15 protein-coding genes and 1 tRNA gene are annotated in these 21,896 nt (G+C 35.9%); 2 read left to right on the top strand and 14 right to left on the bottom strand.

Going from position 1 to position 21,896, the window contains the following annotated elements; all coding sequences use genetic code 11:
- Positions 1-35 precede the first annotated feature (35 nt).
- The 5 genes from ACESSZ_RS05300 to ACESSZ_RS05280 all read right to left on the bottom strand — a co-directional run bounded on the left by ACESSZ_RS05300 (position 36) and on the right by ACESSZ_RS05280 (position 9,627).
- A complete protein-coding gene (locus ACESSZ_RS05300) occupies positions 36-3,977 on the bottom strand; it encodes a SpaA isopeptide-forming pilin-related protein (protein ID WP_008687142.1) in 3,942 nt (1,313 codons plus the stop codon).
- 461 nt (positions 3,978-4,438) lie between these two features.
- Positions 4,439-5,773 (bottom strand): phosphoglucosamine mutase, encoded by a 1,335-nt coding sequence (gene glmM / locus ACESSZ_RS05295; protein WP_008687141.1) that lies wholly within the window; start codon positions 5,771-5,773, stop codon positions 4,439-4,441.
- 17 nt (positions 5,774-5,790) lie between these two features.
- Complete coding sequence (locus ACESSZ_RS05290) at positions 5,791-7,161, bottom strand: CdaR family protein (protein WP_008687140.1); 1,371 nt, start codon at positions 7,159-7,161, stop codon at positions 5,791-5,793.
- Positions 7,161-8,633: a diadenylate cyclase CdaA gene (cdaA, locus tag ACESSZ_RS05285; protein ID WP_412292987.1), complete on the bottom strand. Its 1,473-nt coding sequence runs from the start codon at positions 8,631-8,633 to the stop codon at positions 7,161-7,163. Before cdaA ends, ACESSZ_RS05290 begins: the two co-directional genes overlap by 1 nt.
- A 220-nt stretch (positions 8,634-8,853) precedes the next feature.
- Positions 8,854-9,627, bottom strand: a complete 774-nt coding sequence (locus ACESSZ_RS05280) for an HAD-IIB family hydrolase (RefSeq protein ID WP_412292985.1) — start codon at positions 9,625-9,627, stop codon at positions 8,854-8,856.
- A gap of 107 nt (positions 9,628-9,734) precedes the next feature.
- Here ACESSZ_RS05280 and ACESSZ_RS05275 point away from each other — a divergent pair, with 107 nt between their 5' ends.
- A complete protein-coding gene (locus ACESSZ_RS05275; RefSeq protein ID WP_008687137.1) occupies positions 9,735-9,896 on the top strand; it encodes a hypothetical protein in 162 nt (53 codons plus the stop codon).
- Positions 9,897-10,029: 133 nt separating this feature from the next.
- On the opposite strand, the gene ACESSZ_RS05270 is transcribed toward ACESSZ_RS05275, so the two are convergent.
- From ACESSZ_RS05270 to ACESSZ_RS05250, 5 genes are all read right to left on the bottom strand, one after another.
- Positions 10,030-12,186: a DNA topoisomerase gene (locus ACESSZ_RS05270; RefSeq protein ID WP_499842704.1), complete on the bottom strand. Its 2,157-nt coding sequence runs from the start codon at positions 12,184-12,186 to the stop codon at positions 10,030-10,032.
- A gap of 399 nt (positions 12,187-12,585) precedes the next feature.
- Positions 12,586-13,746: a 3-phosphoglycerate dehydrogenase family protein gene (locus ACESSZ_RS05265; protein WP_008687134.1), complete on the bottom strand. Its 1,161-nt coding sequence runs from the start codon at positions 13,744-13,746 to the stop codon at positions 12,586-12,588.
- Positions 13,747-13,757: 11 nt separating this feature from the next.
- Complete coding sequence (gene serC / locus ACESSZ_RS05260; RefSeq protein WP_008687132.1) at positions 13,758-14,843, bottom strand: 3-phosphoserine/phosphohydroxythreonine transaminase; 1,086 nt, start codon at positions 14,841-14,843, stop codon at positions 13,758-13,760.
- Between the two features lie 274 nt (positions 14,844-15,117).
- Positions 15,118-15,450: a branched-chain amino acid transporter permease gene (locus ACESSZ_RS05255; protein ID WP_008687130.1), complete on the bottom strand. Its 333-nt coding sequence runs from the start codon at positions 15,448-15,450 to the stop codon at positions 15,118-15,120.
- Positions 15,447-16,097, bottom strand: a complete 651-nt coding sequence (locus ACESSZ_RS05250; RefSeq protein WP_499842707.1) for an AzlC family ABC transporter permease — start codon at positions 16,095-16,097, stop codon at positions 15,447-15,449. Before ACESSZ_RS05250 ends, ACESSZ_RS05255 begins: the two co-directional genes overlap by 4 nt.
- Positions 16,098-16,351: 254 nt before the next feature.
- Between ACESSZ_RS05250 and ACESSZ_RS05245 the strand changes: the two genes are divergently transcribed.
- Positions 16,352-16,427: transfer RNA gene (locus ACESSZ_RS05245), tRNA-Ala, on the top strand.
- Between the two features lie 1,050 nt (positions 16,428-17,477).
- Here ACESSZ_RS05245 and ACESSZ_RS05240 read toward each other — a convergent pair.
- From ACESSZ_RS05240 to ACESSZ_RS05225, 4 genes are all read right to left on the bottom strand, one after another.
- Positions 17,478-18,707: a hypothetical protein gene (locus tag ACESSZ_RS05240; protein ID WP_132224925.1), complete on the bottom strand. Its 1,230-nt coding sequence runs from the start codon at positions 18,705-18,707 to the stop codon at positions 17,478-17,480.
- A 115-nt stretch (positions 18,708-18,822) separates the two neighbouring features.
- On the bottom strand, positions 18,823-20,076 hold the full coding sequence (locus ACESSZ_RS05235; RefSeq protein ID WP_132224927.1) for a hypothetical protein: 1,254 nt from the start codon (positions 20,074-20,076) through the stop codon (positions 18,823-18,825).
- A gap of 123 nt (positions 20,077-20,199) precedes the next feature.
- Positions 20,200-21,021: a hypothetical protein gene (locus ACESSZ_RS05230; RefSeq protein ID WP_008687071.1), complete on the bottom strand. Its 822-nt coding sequence runs from the start codon at positions 21,019-21,021 to the stop codon at positions 20,200-20,202.
- 50 nt (positions 21,022-21,071) lie between these two features.
- Positions 21,072-21,683 carry a CpXC domain-containing protein gene (locus ACESSZ_RS05225; RefSeq protein ID WP_008979395.1) on the bottom strand — a complete coding sequence of 204 codons (612 nt, stop codon included), beginning with the start codon at positions 21,681-21,683 and terminating at the stop codon, positions 21,072-21,074.
- Positions 21,684-21,896: the final 213 nt, after the last annotated feature.

The raw sequence follows: 21,896 nt of genomic DNA, 5'->3' as shown, positions 1-21,896 counted from the left end.
GAATAATTTGTATGATCTAAAACATAAATTTGTTTTTAGCCTCCCTCCCTTCTGGTTCGATAACGGTACATCCCAAAACCTCCAAGCATTAGAAGAATACCTCCTATTACATAAGCGATTGTATTTCCGCCATGCCCTGTGGAAGGCAAATCATTAGGCTGATAATTCGGCAAACGATAGTCTGCTGAAGACATATTTATTTTTTCAAAGGCAGGAGTACCTGTCACTGAACCAACAATTCCGTTCACGATAAATTTCTTTGTTTGTGTATCATAGGATAATTTCCATTGCCCATCCGGTTGTAAATAGCCGCTAGGAGCTTTATACTCTATCAATCGATATTCCATTTGCGTGTTTAAGTCATGAAATAGCACTTCTCCCGTTGCGGCAACCGAATTCGTATCGGCAAACTTCTTCCAGCATTTTTCGGTAGTATCTTTTAGCTGTCCATATTGATCAACCGATATCTTTTCATTCGCATGATCATGTGTATCCTCTGTGCAATTCAATTCATAAAGTACAAAACCTGCTCCTGCTAATGGCACTTGCTTATTTGTCGTTTTTATAAACCGAAAGTCTGCTTTACTATGAACCGTATTTGTAAAAACAACTAAATTTTCTCCATACGCAATCGTTCCGTTGATTGACGTCTGTTTTTTAACTTCGCCTTGATTTACTTGCACTGATACGTCATAAGAAGCAGGAATATTGATTTCGGCAATCTCATAGCTTGTCTGATAGTTCATAGTAGGTATTCGCAATGTTTCTTTATCCTTTAAAGAGAAAGTTGCTTCTTTGTCGATTGTCATTGTCTGAATTAGATTTCCAGAAGCATTATAAATTTCAGCTGTATAGCTTTGTGCTTTAGGCTCTGTGAGTTTGATCTTAAATGTAAAGGCACTTGACGTCGCTTCGCCATCCACTTGTTTTTTAATTTCAAGTGAAGATACTTTCTGATTGGTAACCTGCACAATTGTCTGATCTTTAAATGAACCTGCAACATTTGTGCTATCTAATTTTTGTTTGTTTGCATTTACCGAGGCGCTGTCATGTTCCAAACATTGCTGCAGATTTAAACGGCTCCATCCCACATCTGTTCCTAGATACGCTTTTCCTGTGATGCTATCATAACCAGTTGCTGTATATTGCAAATGCGTACTATCGGGTTGTTTGTTCCATGTGCCATCTAAATTATCGGTTGTTTCTAATTGCATCTTTAGACCATGCAAAGTAGCATCGATACCATCTGCATCGGCATATTGCAGCATGCTGCTATACAAAGAATCGATACCTTTTTTCACATAGATCCCATCGTTTTCTCTATTCGCATTTACCGATACTCCATTCGTATCGACAACCACCTTCACGGCGAGATCATTTTTTACATAGCCAGCCGGTGCTTTGGTTTCGATGATATAATATGTTCCCGCAGAAACGGCAAACTTCGCACCTCCGCGTAATGTCACACCATCCAATGCTTCTGTAAGATTTTTCGTGGTGACTGTTTGCAAAACTTTCGCTCCACTATTGATCGTATAGGTTCCATCTTCCTTAACGTTTAGACCACTTTCTTCATACATCGCAAATTCTGCTCCCGTCAATGGCTCTTGAGCAGCATCAAGTTTTTGAACAAGTAGGGTATCCGCAACATCAGTAATCTGGAGTGTAGCTCCATATGTATAAGAATAACCGGTCGCCACATCTAATTCATCTATTTCATATGTATAATTTATTTCATCAACACTACTTTCCATACTATAATAATATGCAATTTTAAAATCGGAACCACCGGCAAAATCATACGCATTGATATTTCCCGGCAGCGGAATATTTTTTCTATTTTCCCCTGTCATTCCTTTTTCAACTAGCACATTAGGATTTTTACGGATAGCTGTTTTTAAGGAAGTAAAACTACCATCTTTTGCTACTTTCCATCCATCCGCATCGTTTCCATACACCGGTTTCCACACACCATTATCGTTTTTCATAACGACAGCAAATATGATACCGGAAGATAATGTTATATACGTACTATCATAATTCAAGGAACTGCCATCTATCTTCTTTATCGTCTTCAAATTAAAAGTAGGAGCTATGTTTGTTCTTGCAAATGCACCACTATTCCATTGATTGTTCACCTTTAATGCATAGTTACTGCCGGCTTTTACGAATTGCAATTGTATATCCTTCGTTTGGCGATATCCTTGCGGCGTTCCTGACTCTTTTAAGACAAAGTAATTGCTAATGTTTTTTAAGCTTTCTAATGTGATTGGATTGCCTTCATCATCCATAAATGCCGCATATCCATTTTTATCTGTAATAATTTTGCTGACTTCATTTAATGTCTGATAGGAAGCATCTGCTTGATACAAGGAGAAAGTAGCATTTTCTAACGCTTTGCCATTTTCGTCCGTTTTTATAAGAGAAGTTTCTGTTTTAGGTATTAAATTATATCGTAAACGTAAATTTGCTTGTGCATGTCCTCTTTCTAAGTAGAAAAATTTCAAAGTATGTATGGTATCATCCGCAAATGTATTGCCACTAAAGCCGGTAGTGGTTGCTTTTCCTGCTGCTTCAAAAGCTGCTTTGATTGTTGTTCTTTTATCAAAATTGGTACCTATATTTCCATAGACTCTAACCTCACCTGTTTGGAAATTAATATCTAAATTCGTTGCCGCATGACAGCCACCAACATCCCCAACAAGTACACCATCGATAAACACCCATACATCATCATCTCCCATAAAGCTATATGTCACAGGTTTCCCTCTGTTTGTACCTCCTTTTTGTTGCACAAAGGATGTCGTCATGGTAAGCCCAAAATAATGATTTAGTTTTGCATCTACTTCAGATAAGATTTTTGAAGATAGTTTCCCATTCGTTTCTTGAAACATATCCGATGCACTATTGAGTGGAAAAAATTGCCCACCTGATAAGCCTTTATTCTCTTTCATAGCTGGCGTATCATATAACGTAAAGGTTTTTTGTTGTTTATTAAGCTCGGCAAAGTTTTCATCACTATTGTATGAATAATAACCATCTTTATCGATTTGCAATAATCCTTTCACATTTTCATATGATTTTTTTCCACCTGTAAAAATATTATTATTTAGATTGGCAGGGTCAAATAAATAATCAAGTATATCAAAGTCTTGTACAAAAATATTACTATTTGTGCTATCCTTGTCACCACTTAAGCTAGAACTTTTTAATCTAGGGTATCCATCCTTATTGGTATTCCCATTTTTATATAAGACATTTTCAACAATTCCTTGTTTCGGGGTAGAGGAACTATCCGTTGTATTTGCCCAACCATAATTCGAGCCGATTCCAAATAGCAATCCATGACGAACACCAACATCTACACCTTTAAAGCCATTGATGCCATATAAACGATATTCCTCTTTAAATATATTATCGGGATCATTTTCATTCGTTATCCAATAATCAAACAGATCAATTTTTGTACTTGATGGGCTAATTCCCTTAATCGTATGATCTGCCAGCGATTGCAACGCGATGTCGGTTTCTTGAAAACAAACAGTACAGGACAATTCTGCGGCTTCTTCTGATAAATGATACGTTGGATCAACAATCGTCGCTGAAATAACATAGTTTCCTGTCCAGATAGGTTCTGGTATCTCGGTTACATCCCATGCTATTTTAAGTGGTTTTTGTCCACCATTCTCATGTACAAGAATTTCAGAAGGCAGCAACGTCAGTAACTGACGGTGTGATATCGGATTCTTTTGACTTGCCCCTGACACAGGCAATTCCCAATCTTGCTTTTCCGTTTTAACGATATTTACATCCTTTGGCCAACTCCATTGATAGATCATAGAGGTCGTGGTGTTAACATCTTCTGTCTCACTGGCATAAAGTACATCAACTTTTGTAAAATGAGTCATCGCACAGACATCTGCTAATAATAGAAAAGAACAAAAACCTAATAGCAATTTTTTAATATTCTTACTCATAAAGCGTCTCCTTTCTCACGTTTTACAAACGATGAAGTAAACCTTTTTGTGCCATTACATTAAAGAATATATACAAAATCGTATACGATATCGTATACGATTTTGTATGTTCAAAAAACTATAGAATAACAAGTTATTTCGTATGAAAATACAGAAAAAAACAAAAAAAAACACCAAAATACGCAATCTTGGTGTATATTTATAAAAGCATACCTTTTTGTACGAATGAAGTTACTTTTAATTTCCAGAAATATAATCTTTATTCTTTTTATTTATAACGTATTTTTGGGCATTCGTCAATCTAAATTGGAAAATTTTGGTAATCGCATAAAATTGTTATCATGGACAAATCTTGCTTTGCTAGATGCTAAACAAGCTTACAATAAATGAATTTCAAACACACTATCACAAACACATCACAAATATAAAAAGGGTGCTTTTTTTAACACCCCGAAGTATTCTTATAATTGTTTTTCTTTGATAAAATCAATCACACGATTTACATAAGATGCACAAAGTTCATCTGTTTCAGCTTCTACCATAACACGAATCAATGGCTCTGTTCCACTTGGTCTTACCAAAATTCTGCCATTATCGCCTAATTCCTGGGCAACAGCATCTACTTGTGCCTGCAATTCTTTATCTTCTAAAGCAGCCTGTTTATTCTTTACCACCGTATTAATCAATAATTGCGGATATATAAACAACCCTTCGCTCAGCTGTTTTAATGACTTTCCTGTTGCCTTCATTACTTCCAGCAGCTTTAATGCGGTAAACAAACCATCTCCGGTGTTTTCATGTTCATAGAAAATGATATGTCCACTTTGTTCACCACCGATTGAATAGTCATGTTCCCGCATGCATTCAAACACATATTTATCACCGACTGCCGTTTGTTCATAACGAATGCCCTTTTTATCAAACGCATGATATAAACCAAGATTGCTCATAACCGTAGTAACTACGACATCCTCATGTAACTGCCCTTTTTCATGCATATAACAGCCACAGATATACATCGTATAATCACCGTTGATAAGTTCGCCATCCTCATTTACCGCAATCAAACGATCGGCATCTCCATCAAAGGCAAATCCCACATGGTAATCGCCATCCTTCATCATCTGCTGTAATTCTTCCGGATGTGTAGAACCACATTTGGTATTGATATTCACACCATTAGGAGCTGAATGAATAACCTCTACCGTAGCGCCTAATGCGGTTAATGTTTCTGCTGCACAGCTAGTTGCTGAACCATTTGCCAGATCCAAGGCAATGCGCATGCCGTTCAAATCTAAAGGTACGATATCTTTTAAATGAGATTCATATAATTCTAATCCTTCATCCCATTCCAAAACTTTTCCTATTTTATCTTCATGCGCCAAGTCAATCATGATTTCACCATCGATATAACGTTCGACTTCTACTTCGATTTCTGGATTCATTTTGCACCCTTCGTGGTTAAAGAGCTTGATCCCATTATCATGATAAGGGTTATGGGAAGCACTGACCATGATACCACAATCAAAATGCTCCTTTTGTACCAAATACGAAACGGAAGGGGTAGGACATACCCCTAATAGATATACGTTTGCTCCTGTGGAAGTTGCACCAGCTGCTAATCCCATTTCAAACATATCACTGCTAAGGCGTGTATCTTTCCCAATCAAGATTTTTGCATGGCGCTTTTTTCCATAATACCATCCCAGATACTGTCCGATGCGCACTGCCATATCCAAAGTGAGTGTATCATTGGCGCGTCCACGTGCACCATCGGTTCCAAAATATTTTCCCATAATGTCATTCCTTCCTTTTACTTTTCTTTCACCGCAATTGTTACTGTCGCATTTTTCACTGCATACGTCGCCAGTTTGTTTTTGCCTTCTACAATAAGTGGTTGCTCATACGTACCTGCCTTATCTATCTTACTGACATCTACATAAACATGCAGATCTTCGATCTTAACTTTATCAATGACCTTTTTTGCCCCGGAAATAGTCACACTTGCATTTTGCTGTGTACCATTTGCCAACGCAAAGGTAAAACCATCCATGCCATTTTCGATTTTGATTGGTACTTTATTCATGACACGTTCTTTTTTATCTGCCAATTTCACAGATATATTTACAACGCTTTCACTGATTTTTGTCACTCCATTAGGAGGAACAATCGGCATCGGGAAGTCACGATTGCTGGTCAGTGTAGATGCCGGTATCGTGATCGGTAATACTTCAATCTGATCCAATACACTTTGTTTTGCGTATACTGTAACCTTATCATGATTTAATTTATACGATTCAATCGCTTTATTTGCCGGTATTACACCATTTGGCACAATGCTTAAGCTTACGCGCTTATTGGGCTTGCTGACTTTGACATGCGCATTCATCTTATCCGGAATAATATCCACATCCATCTTATTTCCTTTATCATCATATGCAGCTATCGTCGCTTCGGTCGTAAAATCACTTGTGTAATTTTTCTTAACATCAATCAAAGCTTTGACATAAGCAATCGAATCTAAAGTTTCCGCAGATGCCCGGACATGAACTTCACCCTGCTCTAATTCTGGTTCGCCTAAATCGTAGATACTGTCCATATTCGAACGATTCACAAAATCATATCCTAACGTAAAACTGCGAATTGATTTTTTCTTGATGGTCACGATGCCATTGCTCGGTTCCAATACTACTTCAACACGACTTGGTGCACCCTCTGTCGTATATTTTACTTCATGTGTTCCTTCCGTAAGATCCGTCAAATTCGCAACGACACGGAAATTTTTCTGTTGTTTCACACTTTTGATATCACTGATATCCCCAATGATACGCACCTTTACCATCTCATCCAAACCAGTGACTTCATAAGCTTGATTGGATACGACCGCACTTACCTTATACTCTCCTAAGGTTTCCGCACTCTTCATATTTTCAAACAATCCACTATTATCAGAACTCATCCCGAAATAAAACAAAACAGCAACCATCAAAGCAACAATCTTGCCATGCTTCTGATTAAATAATAATTTATCTACCCAACCGCTAATCCAGCGAAAGACACGGCTTAAACGAATTTCCACATTGGCATATGTTTTCGCAAAAGTTTGGGACTTTTCAGCAATCGCCTTGGCTAACTCTGTCTTTCCTTCTGAGCTTAGCTGTGTTCTTTTTTTCTTCTTTGCCATTAAGAATCACTCCTTTCATCATCATTCTGTAAGGAGGAATCATCTTCTTCATCTGCTTTTTCATAATGCAATACGATTGCCTCAGGTTCAATGACATCATTAAAAAGATCATCGGCCATACCCATACTACTTAATGGATTTACTTTACTATGGTTTTCTGTATCATCATGTGACAGCTTCAAATCTTCTTTCTTTTTCTTTGTTTCTTTCTTCTGCTTCTTATTATCTTGACTTTCCTCTTTCTTACGATCTTCTTTTGCTTTATCCGCTTCTATTTGCGCCTTGGTACGACGTTTACGCTTTTTCTTTACCGGTTCCATCAAAGTCTCTTCCATCATAGATGTCTTATCAATAACCTCTTTGGCTTCCTCTTCCATGTCTTTTTTATCCGTCACGGTATCCGTATCAACAATTGTTTCAAACAGTTGATCTAATGGTGCATCCTGTTTTACAGCAAGATCTTCTATTTCAATCTTTTCCTTACTGTTTTCTACGATCACCACATCCTGTTCATGGACCGGTGCTTGTTTATCCTTCTTTTTCTTCGTATATTTATTAGCTGTTTCGACATTATTTTTTGCCCGTCGATTCTTTCCTTTGAAATAATGTGCAAAAACCCCTTGTTTCTTACCGGCAGGCAGCTTGTTGTCCGGTTTGCTTTCTTTCTTTTTCACACTGCTTTCTTCTTTTTCCTTCACATTGCTTTGTGTGCCTAAGATATTCATCAAGAATTCCCGCAAACTTGCTTCCGAATACACCGTAAGTTTTCCTTCTTGGGCAATCGAAATATTCCCGGTCTCTTCACTGACGATGATCGTGATGGAATCGGTAATTTCACTAATACCAACAGCAGCGCGATGACGTGCTCCATAACTGGTAGGCAGTTCTCTGGAAGTCGGTGGGAAATAGGCAGCAGCACAGGCAATCTTTACCCCTTGGATAATGACGGCACCATCATGCAGCGGCGTGCCATATTGAAAGATGGAGCACAATAACTCACTGGACACGACGGAATTCATCGGTGTTCCGGTTTTAATGAAATCACTTAACGAATGTCCTTGTTCTATCGAAATTAAAGCGCCGGTCTTTGTCTTAGACATCTCCGCACATGCTTTAACTAGCTCATCCACTAAATTTTCACGTTCATTCACTGTCAACGAGGAGATACGTGAAAAGACGCTGGTCTTACCAATTTTCTCCAGAATACTACGAATCTCCGGTTGGAAGATGATGATAATTGCAGGCACTCCCCAATTCATGATGGATGTTGTCATAGCTGCTATCGTATTTAATTCCAGATAAGTGGCAATGGCCTTAACAATGATAACCAATAGAATACCTTTAAAGATCTGAATGGTTCTAGAATTATTCTTAACGATTTTCAAACAATAGTATACCAATGCCCAGACGCAGGCAATATCAGCCAATTGTCTGATCAATACCCATAGATTATTCAGTGTGAAATAGCTCATGAGAAAAACACTCCTCTCGTATGTATTATTATAGCATAGAATCAAACACTCCCATACAAAAAGCGTCAAGATTTTGCCCCACACTTCTATCTTTTTTCGTTTTGTAAACAGATTTTACCAGAAGCAAACCCTGCTCCTTTCCTGAAATAAAAAAAGATCCCACCTTTCATAAACAACGTTTATTTATTTCCGTTGTCTACTTTAGAGGGATCCTATCAAACTACATCTCTTTCATTATTTCATTAATACAATCCGCAACACTATCATACACTACACCAATTTGTTCTTTGATTACACTGCGGGCATGTGACAATGTACTGCCCTGAAATTCTTCCAGCATCGGCAAATCGTTAAAGGAGTCTCCGATTGCATATATGGCATCATGATCCAACCCGAAATGATCTTCGATATAATACAACCCCTCAGCTTTGGATACCCCATGAGGAACAATGTCTACACAATTCACATTAATAAAAGCTGTCGCATAGCCTTTAAAATTCGCATTAATGTAATGCGCGATTTCCTCTGCCAGAATCGTATCGTTCAAAGATACGACCAGCTGCGCAATCTTACCGCGGTCTAAAATAGTTTCTTCCGCATCAGAAGCATCCGGCATATTTCCATATTTATGATCAATCTGATTTTTATCTACACTGAATTTATATCGATGATATCCATCATTAATAACATAAGAGACACAATCTAAAGTCTTAATATAACTGATGATGTCCAATGCATGATTATATTCCATAAACATACATTCCAACAAATTACCATCCCCATCATATATGACACCGCCATTGTTGGTTATGATAAAATCATACGTAAATCCATTACGCTCGATCTCCTTTTGTAAAGACTCCATGCTGCGTCCGGTAACGATACCAAACAGATTACCGGCCTTGCGAAAACGTGCAATTGCCTCAATATCCTTTTCTGCGACCAGCTCTTCTGTACGCAATGTTCCATCATAATCACTAGCGAGTATCTTCATAATCATCCTCCATCTTGCAGTTTTATTGTATCAAGTTTTACGAAAAAAACAATGTTTTCGTATAACTTTTTAGGAACATCCCATACTACAAGCAGGAGGTGTTAGAAATGGCACGAAAGAAATACCGTCCTGGAATGAACTGCGAAAAAACTGGTAAATATGCTTGCTATGATGCAAATGGCAACGAAATGTACCGTGATATCGACGTTGAAAAGGACAGACGTTTTCCTCCTTCTCAGGAAGAAGGATGCTACTACGAAGAGCAGTAGTATTCTAACTGACTGTTCGCACGTATGTGCATAAGAAAAATCCTTCCCATCCTTATCGGATATATGGAAGGATTTTTTTATGTTTAAACCGTATGATCTCGTTTTTCTGAAAGTTCCTTTTGGTTTTTCTTACCTATTGAGCTTTTTGATAATCCAACAGACGATATACAGCTCTGCCATTGCGAATACCTAATTGCAAGATTTTGATACTTTCTGTTTCTTCTTGCATCACCTTTACCAGACAATACTTATCTTTTAATAACTTTTCTGCCATCGCCTTGTTCATGGTTTTCCCAATCCCCTGTAAGAATCGATCCTCTTTCCATAGTGCGAATTTACAGCCATTGCGATAATTGACACAGCCAAAGCCTTTCGTATTTTCCACGATTTTATTTCCGCATACTGGACAAATGCCAACGGCTTCACGTTTGTCATCAATAGGCACACTCTCCACCTTTACATGAGAAAGATCCTCTTTTAGATGGGGGATAAAAGCTTCCAGCACACTGTCTACCAGCGTTTTCACATCTGCTTTCCCTTCCTTGATATCTTCTTGAATGACCCACCATTTGGCAGTTAAATCAGCGGTTTTAATTTCGTCAGGCAATAGGTGATAAAAATCCTTTCCTAGCTGTGTGGATAAGATTTGTTTTCCCTTCATGACGACATATCCTCGTTTCAACAAGGTTTCCACAATTTGTGAACGCGTAGCGCTCGTACCGATTGAACCGTTTTCGCCTTTTTTCCCTTTATCCTTTTTCTTTAGAATATCCTTAATTTCTTTATCCTTCACATACTTTGCGATGCTTGTCATGTCTTTGATCAACGTTGCTTGAGTATAACGTTTTGGTGGATTTGTTTCTTTTTCCACAAAGACATCCTCTTGTAAGACTGCCTCATAATTCCCTTTTGGTAAAGTAAACTTGCCACTGTCTGTTTCTTCATGATCGCCATCATCTTCTTTTTCTGGTTGAAAGAACTGTTTATAGCCTTCATCTAAGATAAAGGTACTGACTGCTCTTAATTCCCCTTGTTCGCTTTTGATACTGGCAATCACTTGCCGTTTTTTAATTGGTGGTAAAAATTGCATGATGTAATAACGGCATATTTCTTCATACACTTTCCGTTCATCAGGCAATAGTGCTTGGATAGGGAAATCACTCATGGTAGGAATGATAGCATGATGTGCCGTAACATATTTATCATTAAAGCATTCAGAATGAATTTGATAATCTACCGGATAGCTTTCCTGCAATTTTGCCATAACATGTGGCAATACTTTATCAGCCTCTGTAAAATGTTCTTCCTTTAAATACTGCGAATCACTGCGGTTATACGTGATTGCCTGATATTTATCTCGCAGCGTTTGTGTAATCTGATCTGTCTTTGCCAATGTAAAACCATATTTGGTATTCATATGTGCTTGCAATTTGGCTAGATTAAAAGGTAATGGCGGCCGCACTTCCATTTCTTTTTCCTCAACTTTTACTTTTTGTACATCCTGTTGATGAACCTGTTGTGCAATTTCTTCCAATATCTCTTTATGCAAGATATGTTTTCCATCATCCAACAAATCAGATTTCGGTTTAAAAACAAAAGGAATAAGAACATCTTCATGTAATAGTGCACCATCGACATGCCACTCATAATACTTTTGTTTTACATGGTTATCAATTTGCTCATCCCTTGTCACAATCAATCCAAGGGTAGGACTTTGCACACGTCCCACACTCATCCCACTGCGTCTTAATGCTAAGGAATATAAACGCGAATAGTTAATACCCACTACATAATCCGCTACTGCTCTGGCATAGGCACTACGCCCTATAGCTATGAGCTTTTCATCATTATCAATAAGCTCATGAAAGGCTTTTTTTATATTCGCCGGAGTATTATCATTGATATATACCCGCTTAACAGGCTTCGTATTTTGCGCATATTGTAAAATTTCATCGATTAGAAATTGTCCTTCATCATCCGGGTCACCTGCATGAATGATTTGATCACATTGCTCTATCAATGCCATGATCTGCATGACGCGCTCTTTCTTATTGCCATCTGGAACCAGCTTCCAGTTTTCAAAACAAATCGGCAGATCTTCTTTACGCCATTTTTTATATTTTGCATCATACTCATCTGGTTCACAAAGACGCAATAAATGACCATATGCCCAAGTAATCGTCACATTCTTTTTGACAATGACTCCTCGCACTTCTTTACTTGGTCCATCAATGGCCTTTGCGATTGCTCTTCCTAATTCCGGTTTCTCTGCAATGATCAAGGAATGCACACAGCCTCATCCTCTCTTTTACACTCATTAGCTTGCATGGTTTTGGATAATATCTTACCTCATCCAGCCAGCAGGTACTGCCAATTATAGCATATTTCGGCAAAAGCATGAAGAAAATCTTAGTAACCAAACTGCTCATGATCGTGGTATTGCTCGCTATGGCAAAGCGTTCAAAAGACTGACTAGCCCTTTTTTCTTTTTCACATTTTTGATGATTTTATCGTATGTACCTTTATTCACACACAATAACCTTGAATATGGTATCCAGCATTCCAGATACATTTTTTTATAAGGAGATTCCTATACAAAAAGATCACTCCTTTTGTAAACAACGTTTTATTTATTTACGTTGTCTACGAAAGAAGTGATCATATCACATGTTACTTTCTTTATCCTTCTTTATTTTACAATCAAACGTGCCATGACAATACCTTCACGTTCTTGTAAGCGCTGCACCAATTCTTCACTTACTTCATCATTGGTTTCTAAAATGGTATACGCATAGTCTTTCTTACCTTTACTAGCCATGTTTTCAATATTGATACCATGATTACCTAACGCTGTGGATACGCTGCTGATCATATCCGGAATATTTTTATTAATGATACAGATACGATACTTGGTTTCCTGTGTGATTTGCATATCCGGTAAATTCACAGAGTGCGTAATATTGCCATTTTCCAGATAATCCATGATCTCCTTAGCTGCCATCACCGCACAATTTTCTTCGCTTTCCGGTGTTGAAGCACCTAAGTGAGGAACCCCAATAACATTATCAAACTGCATCAGCGCATTGGTAGGGAAATCGGTAACATAGCTGCCAATCTTACCTGCCTGTAAGGCTTTTACCATTGCTTCATCATCAACAAGACCACCACGAGCGAAGTTTAAGACACGTACGCCATCCTTCATCATGGCAATACCTTCCGCACTGACAATGTTTTTCGTAGCTTCCATATAGGGTACATGCACGGTGATATAATCACATTCCTCAAAGATCGTTTTTAGATCCTTTGCATGATGAATGCGGGACTTTAAGGTCCATGCCGCCTGTACGGAAATATAAGGGTCATACCCATACACTTCCATGTCCATGGCTGCCGCTGCATTTGCCACTTGTACACCGATGGCACCTAAACCAATGACGCCCAACTTTTTTCCGGCAATCTCCGGGCCGACAAACTGGCTCTTACCTTTTTCAACCGCCTTGGAAATATCTTCACCTTCCAGTGATTTTACCCAGTTCACACCTTGAGCAATTTTACGGCCACTTAAGATCAGCGCCGCAATCACCAATTCTTTAACCGCATTGGCATTTGCTCCCGGTGTATTGAAGACAACAATACCTTGCTCACTGCACTTATCCAATGGAATATTATTGACGCCGGCACCGGCTCTGGCAATACATTTCAAAGAAGCTGGAAATGCTACATCATGCAGCTTCGCGCTACGCACCATGATGGCATCATAGTCATCAAAGTCTTCGCTAAAGCTATATTTGGTTTCATCAAACTGTTGAATTCCTGCTTCTGCTATCTTATTAAATAATTTTACTTTCATATGGTTTTCCCTCACTTATTTTCTTCTTCAAATTTCTTCATGAAGGCAATCAGTGTTTCTACACCTTCCATAGGCATGGCATTATAAATGGATGCCCGCATACCACCTACTGCACGATGACCTTTCAGGTTGCTCATACCGGCTGCCGCACTTTCCTTCGCAAACAGTGCATCCAATTCTGCATTCGGAGAACGGAAAGTCACATTCATCAAAGAACGATCACTTGGATTTACCTGTGTCTGATAGAAATCGCTTGTATCTAAATACGTATATAACAGCTTCGCTTTTTCTTCATTACGCTTTGCCATGACAGCTAAGCCACCCATCTCTTCGATCCATTCCAATACTAAGCCTAAAATATAGATGGCATACGTTGGTGGTGTGTTGTACATAGAATCTTTTTCGGCAAGTGGTGCATAATCCATCATAACAGGTGTAAATTCCTTCGCATGGCCAATCAGATCCTCACGTACAATGGCAACAGTCAAACCGGCGCAGCCCATGTTTTTCTGTGCTCCGGCAAAGATGATGCCATAATCCTCTACCCGAATCGGTTTTGATAAGATATTGCTGGACATATCCGCAACGATAGGCACTCCCTTTGTATCCGGTACATATTTCCACTCTGTACCATAGATCGTGTTATTGGCGCACAAATAAACATAATCCGCATCCTTGTTTAATGCCAGCTCCTGCTGTTTTGGAATATACGTAAAATCTTTATCCTTACTTGTTCCTGCCAAAGCAATATCCCCATATTTCTTCGCTTCGGCATATGCTTTATTGGCAAAATATCCGGTGACGATGTAATCTGCTTTCCCTTTTTGCAGCAGATTTAAAGGCACCATTGAAAACTGTGAAGTTGCCCCTCCCTGCAGAAATAATACTTTATAGTTATTAGGAATTGCCAGAATGGTTCTAAGTCTTTCCTCTGTCTTTTTAATAATGGCATCATATGCCTTGGAACGATGACTCATCTCCATGACCGACATTCCACTGCCCTCATAATTCAGCATCTGCGATTGTGCTTTTTTCAATACCTCCAGTGGCAGCATGGATGGTCCAGCTGAGAAGTTGTAAATTCTTTTTTCGGCCATAATTCGGCACCTTCCTTTCTTTTTACTTTATGTATGTGATGATAATTATAGCACATATGAAATAAAATGAAAGTGATAATGTAAAAAGCTTATAAATTTTCTGAAATAGTTTTCTTAACATAAACAATCCGGCGATGCTTGTCCTTGTATCAAAGACACAATAAAAAAAGCACTATCCTAAAACGCTTTTACATTAACGTCTAAAAGATAATGACTTTTTACTCTATGCAGATGGCATAAGCTCCTCTTTGCTGCCTTCATCATAAACATATGTTTAGGCAAAAACAACTTGAATCAGCATCATATAAACAAACGTGCCGCCAATGATACTGATCATATTATTACGTTTCCATATATGCAATAAGACAACACATCCAATTCCCAGAAACTCTGGAATTCCATAGGGATATGACATAAAGGCTGTATGGCGGACACAATATATGATAAGACAAAGCATGATTGCCATCGGTAATACTTTGCCAAGATATAGGATTCTTTTAGGAAGTTTATCCGGGTTTTTAAAGATGAGAAATGGTATCGCTCTGGTTAGGAAAGTACAAAAAGCTACAACTAAAATAATGCTCAACGATGCCTGTGTCGTTATCATGATCGTTCTTCCTTTCTTCGTTCAACATTTTTCTCAAAGATCAGCAAGAAGATAACCAGAAGCAATAATGCCGGTAATAAAAAGTTATCAAAGCCAAAGACAACAATACTTATAAGAATGGCGAAAGCCGCAATATAAGCAGGCAGATGATTAACAGTATGCAGCCATTGTTCTACAAAGATGACAGTAAACAAAGCTGTCATAGCAAAGTCAATTCCGGTTGTATCAAAATTTAACAGACTTCCTAAAACGGCACCAATCACTGATCCTATGACCCAGTAGCATTGATCAAAGAGAGAAATGAAAAACATCAACTTCTTCCCATGTTCCTCTTTTTGATCAGGAATGGCACATAATAAAGAATAGGTTTCATCTGTTAAAGAGAATATCATATACCACTTCTTTTTTCCCATTCTGCTAAACACATCTAGAAAAGATAATCCATAAAACAATTGTCTAGCATTTACTGTAAGTGTAACTATTGCCGCCTCTAGCAAATGAAAACCAGAATGAAAAAAAGTTAACATAACGAACTGCATACTGCCTGCATAAACAAAAAAACTCATGAAAAAGGCCCACAGCGCAGAATATCCTTGTTGTTCACATAAGATGCCAAATGCCATACCTAAAAAGACATACCCAATCATAACCGGAAAGCTTAATTTTATAGCTTCTTTCACAATTTCTTTCAATACTATCACCCCTATTTAGTTTCTTATTGTAATGGATTTATTGAAATATTACAACTATACCATAGACAATAGCTTTTCTTTATCAATAAGAAATGATCGCATAGTTAAATTATACTTTTTCGTTAAAGTCGTTTATTGTCAATTTTTTCATTCTTTATTATTGACAAGATGACCCCCTGCATGATATATTATGTAAGCACTCAAGAAATGGGGTTTTAGCTCAGCTGGGAGAGCACCTGCCTTGCACGCAGGGGGTCATCGGTTCGATCCCGATAAGCTCCACCAATAAACATAGTAGATTCCGAAATATCGGGATCTTTTTTTTGGTAAAAAACGATTACTGAGATTGGCAAACACCTTATTGTTAAAACCACAATTGCTTATACGTAATCATAATAAAAAAAAGGCATTGCTGCCTCAATATATAAAAAAAGTAACCTGGGGACAGGTTACATTTAGGAACGCCTTTATCCTGTGCGTGCAAGAATTTAGAGAACAAAGGCTGAAATGTCCAGAATACGTCTGAGATATCGGCGACGCACATTCAAATACTGCATGGGAGTGCAATACTTCAACGTCTGAACATGATCCTTTTCCACCCATTGGGCTTCCCCCGGATCCCCCATTGCAAGAACTCACCCCGTTCTTGCACTTTTATTTTATCCTAAATCTTTATGTAAAACAATATTTTTGGTAAAAGTTGCCATTTATTTCAAAAAAAGTTAATTAAATACAAAATATGGCAAAAACCGTCAAATACGGATATATGTTTTATTGCGTTTAAAAGAACTTCAGCATCTGATACCATACATAAAGAAAACTTCTTTTTTAAGAAAAGAAGTTATACTTTTATATGGATTCTTGAATGTGAAATAGCAGCTGATGGTTTCGTGTCTGCAAATACACAAGTAGCCATTAAGCATAATCCACAAACACCAGCAATAAATAATTTTTTCATAATCATTCCTTATTTTAAAAAGCAAGAAAAGTCTCGTTTTCTGAATATCAGAATGCTATTTTCTTGCTTTTTAATTTTTTTAACTATATTAAAAATCTTTTATACTTTTATATGTATGCGAGATGGTGAAATTGCAGCTGATGGTTTAGTATCAGTAAAAACAAATGTAGCCATCAAACACAATCCACAAATACCAGCAATAACCAATTTTTTCATAATCATTAACCTAATTCCCTGATTATGTTTAGACCATATGCATATCATCATCGACAGGCATATGATAATTGATTATCTTGGATTAAACAATAAAACGGCCTTTTATTAATAATAAATAACTTTATTTTAAAATTTCGCTAAATTATCAAATAATTATCAACTTATATCATTTCTTCTAGAACTTTATCATATATATATAGTTTTTTATAACAATTAGTTTCATTTATTAATTTTCTTAATTCAAATTGGAAGACTATAGCAAGATCTTTATCTTTATTAAAAGGTAAGATTTTTTCCATTATTAAATCCTGTTTTTCTATTGAACTTAGCGCTTTGTAATTTGCATAGAAAAAGTACATATGTTGTGCAAAAACAGGATATTTCTCAATATTTTCAACCGGTGGTATGTTAATGTTTAATTCCAATCTACTCTGACAATTTGCCATATATAATAAGTCAATCAAATTAAATGTTTTTTGGTGTTTTACCATTAATTTAAAATATCTTAGAGATATTTGATATTCTTTTTCATAATGATATATATTGGCAAGTGTAGAGTATGTTTCTCCTATTTTATAATCTGACACTAATGCATTTTCTAATATCCCTTCCATTTTTTCTATGTAATCTAACCTTTTACTTTTATTTATATATGTATATAAGATAATATAGTAATTATATACATCAACTAATCTTATATAATTTTTTGCATGCAGAAAAGTTTGTTCCAAATCTGATAATACTTCATTCATACAATCAAATTTGTTAGTTATAGAAAAGTATTTTACGATTAATAGTTTCATATAGGGCTTATCACTTTTTATTAAATTATATTTTTTTATCGAATTAGTATAAGCCTCACAGTTTTCCGTAGCATAAAGTGCTGCTCTTTCTATAATCAATATTTTGTATAAATCACTATAAACACTTGGGAATATTTCGAGCATTTTCTCATAATGCTTTGCTTTATGTTCTGTTATAAATTCATTTTTTAAATAATGGTTTTTAACATCAGTAATCAATTCATGTATCTCAGAATAATAAACATAATTTTTTAATCTATTCAACAACCTTAGAATTTTATATGATATTGTCATAATAGCATCAATATCATAAAACTCAATCGCTTCATATAAAGAAGTTAAAGATAATTCAACAGCATCATCTACTTTTTTGAAAAATCCAAATTTTAAATTAAACTTTTGTAGAATTTCAGGATAAATGCTATTTCTACAAATATATCCTTGTTCTAACTTTTTTAAAGTATTAACACAACAAACATTCATACAAAAATTACTTTTATTGAACTTTTCAGAATCAAAACTAAATAACTCTTCTCTATAAACACCTATCAATAAACCAATTAAACGTTTTCTCTCTTTTATATTCATAAAGACTCCTAAACCTCATATAAAAAGTATCTTCATAAATCAAAATATTTATATGATTCATTATACCAAAATAAATACATAAATAAAAATCAATTAGATTTTTTTCAAAAAAGCATTAATTATAATCTTCACCATTGTTTTCTATCATTTCTTCAAACATATTCAAATAACTATAATTGTTTTTATTTACAAATGTTTTTCTTAGCTCATATCGTGTTATATCTATTAACCCTTTATCTGATAATAAAGGTGCGATTTTTTTCATGATAATTTTTTGTTTAACAAATGCTTCAACATCATAGTTTTGATAAAAGTTATACAAATATTGTAATACTAAAGGATGTTTTGCAAGAATATCTTGTGTTAAAGTAGGTATATCAATCAATAAATTCAAATGGCTTTGACAATTTGCCATATAGATTATATCAGTTATATGCATATTATCTCTATATTTCATAACTTTATTAAAATAGATAAGGGCTTCTTCATAATTCTTTTCCATGTGCAACGTATTTGCAATACTAGAACAAATTTCACTTACTTTAAATTTAGGAATATTTTCGTTTTCTAAAATCTTATTTATTTTATTGAGATAATGTATTCTTCGCTTTTTCTCAATTTCCGAAAATAATAAAAAGGCATAATTATAAATATCAATCAATCTAACAAAATTCTTCTCTTCTAGAAACTTGTCTTCCAAATAATCAATTTCCTCTTTCAATGATAGATATTGTTCCGTTATCGCATAATATTGTAACATGTACAACCTTAATAATGGATGATTATCATCTTTTATATTTAGCTTTCTTATCTTCTTACGATATTCATCTATGTTATCAATTGCAATCGATAAAGCACTCGCCATAATTAGCTGTTTCAATAAAACATCAAACTTTTTAGGTAATAAATTTAGAATCTGTTCATAATGTTTAGATGTAGTACTGGCAACCTCTTTATCCTCTAAATAATATCTGTTTACATCAAAAAATATATTATATAGTTCTGAATAATATACATAATTTCTAACACGTTCGAGCAAATTTAGAATTTTGTCACAAATCCTGCCAATGCCCTCTAAATCAAAATATTCAATCGCCTCATACAATGGTTCCATCATCATCTCAACAGCAGTGTCAACTTCGGGGAAATAATCAAAACGCAGCTTCAATTTAGCAAGTAATTCATCATATACTTCATCAGAACGACTACATTCGCCACTTTCAATTCTTTTTAAGGTATTGATCGTACAAATACCATCACAAAATCTTAATAACGTATACTCATTCTGTGTATTATGACGTTTTTCTTCACGGTAGATCCTTATTAATTTACCAATGACACGAATTCTGTTTTTGTTTTTAATTCTCACTAAAATTCTCCTCTACATAATCACTCCCCCTCACATAAGTATAAAGTATTTTCCATTTTTTGGAAATAGAATTAACAGAAAAGCGATTGAACTGAATTATTTCAAAAAAACAAAGAAAAAGAGCTATTCGCTCTTTACTAAAAACATTGGTAAATATTCCATAACATGAATAACTTTGTTCAAAATACGGTATATATAAGCAGCTTCTTCTTCACTTTTTGGCGTCATGGATTGGCTTTGTGACAAGGTATTCATACTGCGATAGGTCAATATATTATAGAAATGACAATTGGCAGCCTGTAGATATGGTATAGCTGTTTTAGCCGCAGCATAATTTTCTGTTTTCAATGATAATAGAAAACGTACATAACAATCCATTGCTGAATGCTGATCATATTTCTGTAAGAGCTCTTTGCAACTCTCATATTCTTCAAAATACAAAGATAGCGCATAAAGATAATGATGTGCACAGAAGGCATCAGAAGGATTTAGATTTAAAATCTCCTGGAACTGTTGTTGAGCTTTGCGCATACAGCCAGCTTCATAAAGTGCGCACGCATAAGTGAACTTAATATGAAATAAAGGTTTTGCCTGCTCAATAGAGTAAAAATCATCTACCTTGCGTAAGAAAAAATCTTTACCTAAATTCATAGTAGCTAATTCCATTCCCTCTTTATAACGCTGTATTCTTACTGCATGATCTTCTTCATAGGTTCCAAGCATCATATAGGCCTCAATACAGTCTTCACATATATCTAATGCTTCATAAGCTATTTGCTGTTTCTTCTGCCAGGAACGAACACGCTTACTCTCTTCAAGCTTTAATAAAGCCTGTTGATAGGATTGTTCATTTTTAGTATAGCCGACATGACTTTCTTCTAGAAATGCATCAAGACTCATTTGAAATGTCATGCCTATATCAATAATGTCAATTTGCTCTTTCATACTTACCTCAATTCATTCATAACCTGCGTAATTAAAAAACAGATGTCTGTTTATGTAAAATTTTTAATGTGTTGTAACGCCCATCGCTGATTGATTTCATGAAATTTTTTGGTATCTTCTTCTGGCATGCGTTGCTTAACTTGCAGATAGGATTCCCATGTTAGGGCTAATACATCTTCTTGATCATTTTCTGTATAAGAAAACCAAATCGTTTCACTTTGTTTATCCCTATCTTTATAACGAAGTGTATTAGGATAACGCTGTTGTTTCTTCAGATAGATATAAACTTTTAATTTCAGAATCTCGATGACTCGATCGTCGAAACCTTCTTCCAATATATGAATCTTTTCTGCAATGTCACGAGCATCGGATATATAACGTTTCGTGGCGGACATATCTGCATACAGGTGATGATCCGCCGCTTTCTTTTCTTTTTCTGATTTCATCAATAAGACAAAATGATGTTGTTTATCCGGATATATACAAGTATGAAAAAAAGATATGCGTGTTCCACATCTTGGACAGGTAAACGCATAGAATTCTTCCTGTTCCAATTGTTGCTTTAAATCTGGTTCAAATTCCGGAATTACTACGGTATCACTAGGCTTGTGCGTATGCCAAAGACAAGTCGGACATGTTATTTCTACTAAGATCGATTTCATTAAATCACCAACTATGTACATTATACACGCTTACGCCAAAAAGTCACGTACTACCTGTCTCTACCTTATAGATACCAACACCTTAGTAAAATCGTACCTATCCATTCCTTTTCTTTATCAACTTTTGTAAGAATTTGATGAATATTAACAAAACTTCATAAAAAAGGCTTTCAATCCGTCCTTTTTCTATATTATAATAATGGTTGTTACAAA

The sequence above is a fragment of the Eubacterium sp. 3_1_31 genome (genome assembly GCF_964249515.1).
Lineage (GTDB): Bacteria > Bacillota_I > Bacilli_A > Erysipelotrichales > Erysipelotrichaceae > Longicatena > Longicatena caecimuris.
Note: the sequence above shows the minus strand (reverse complement) of the source record. Positions and strands in the feature narration are given on the sequence as shown.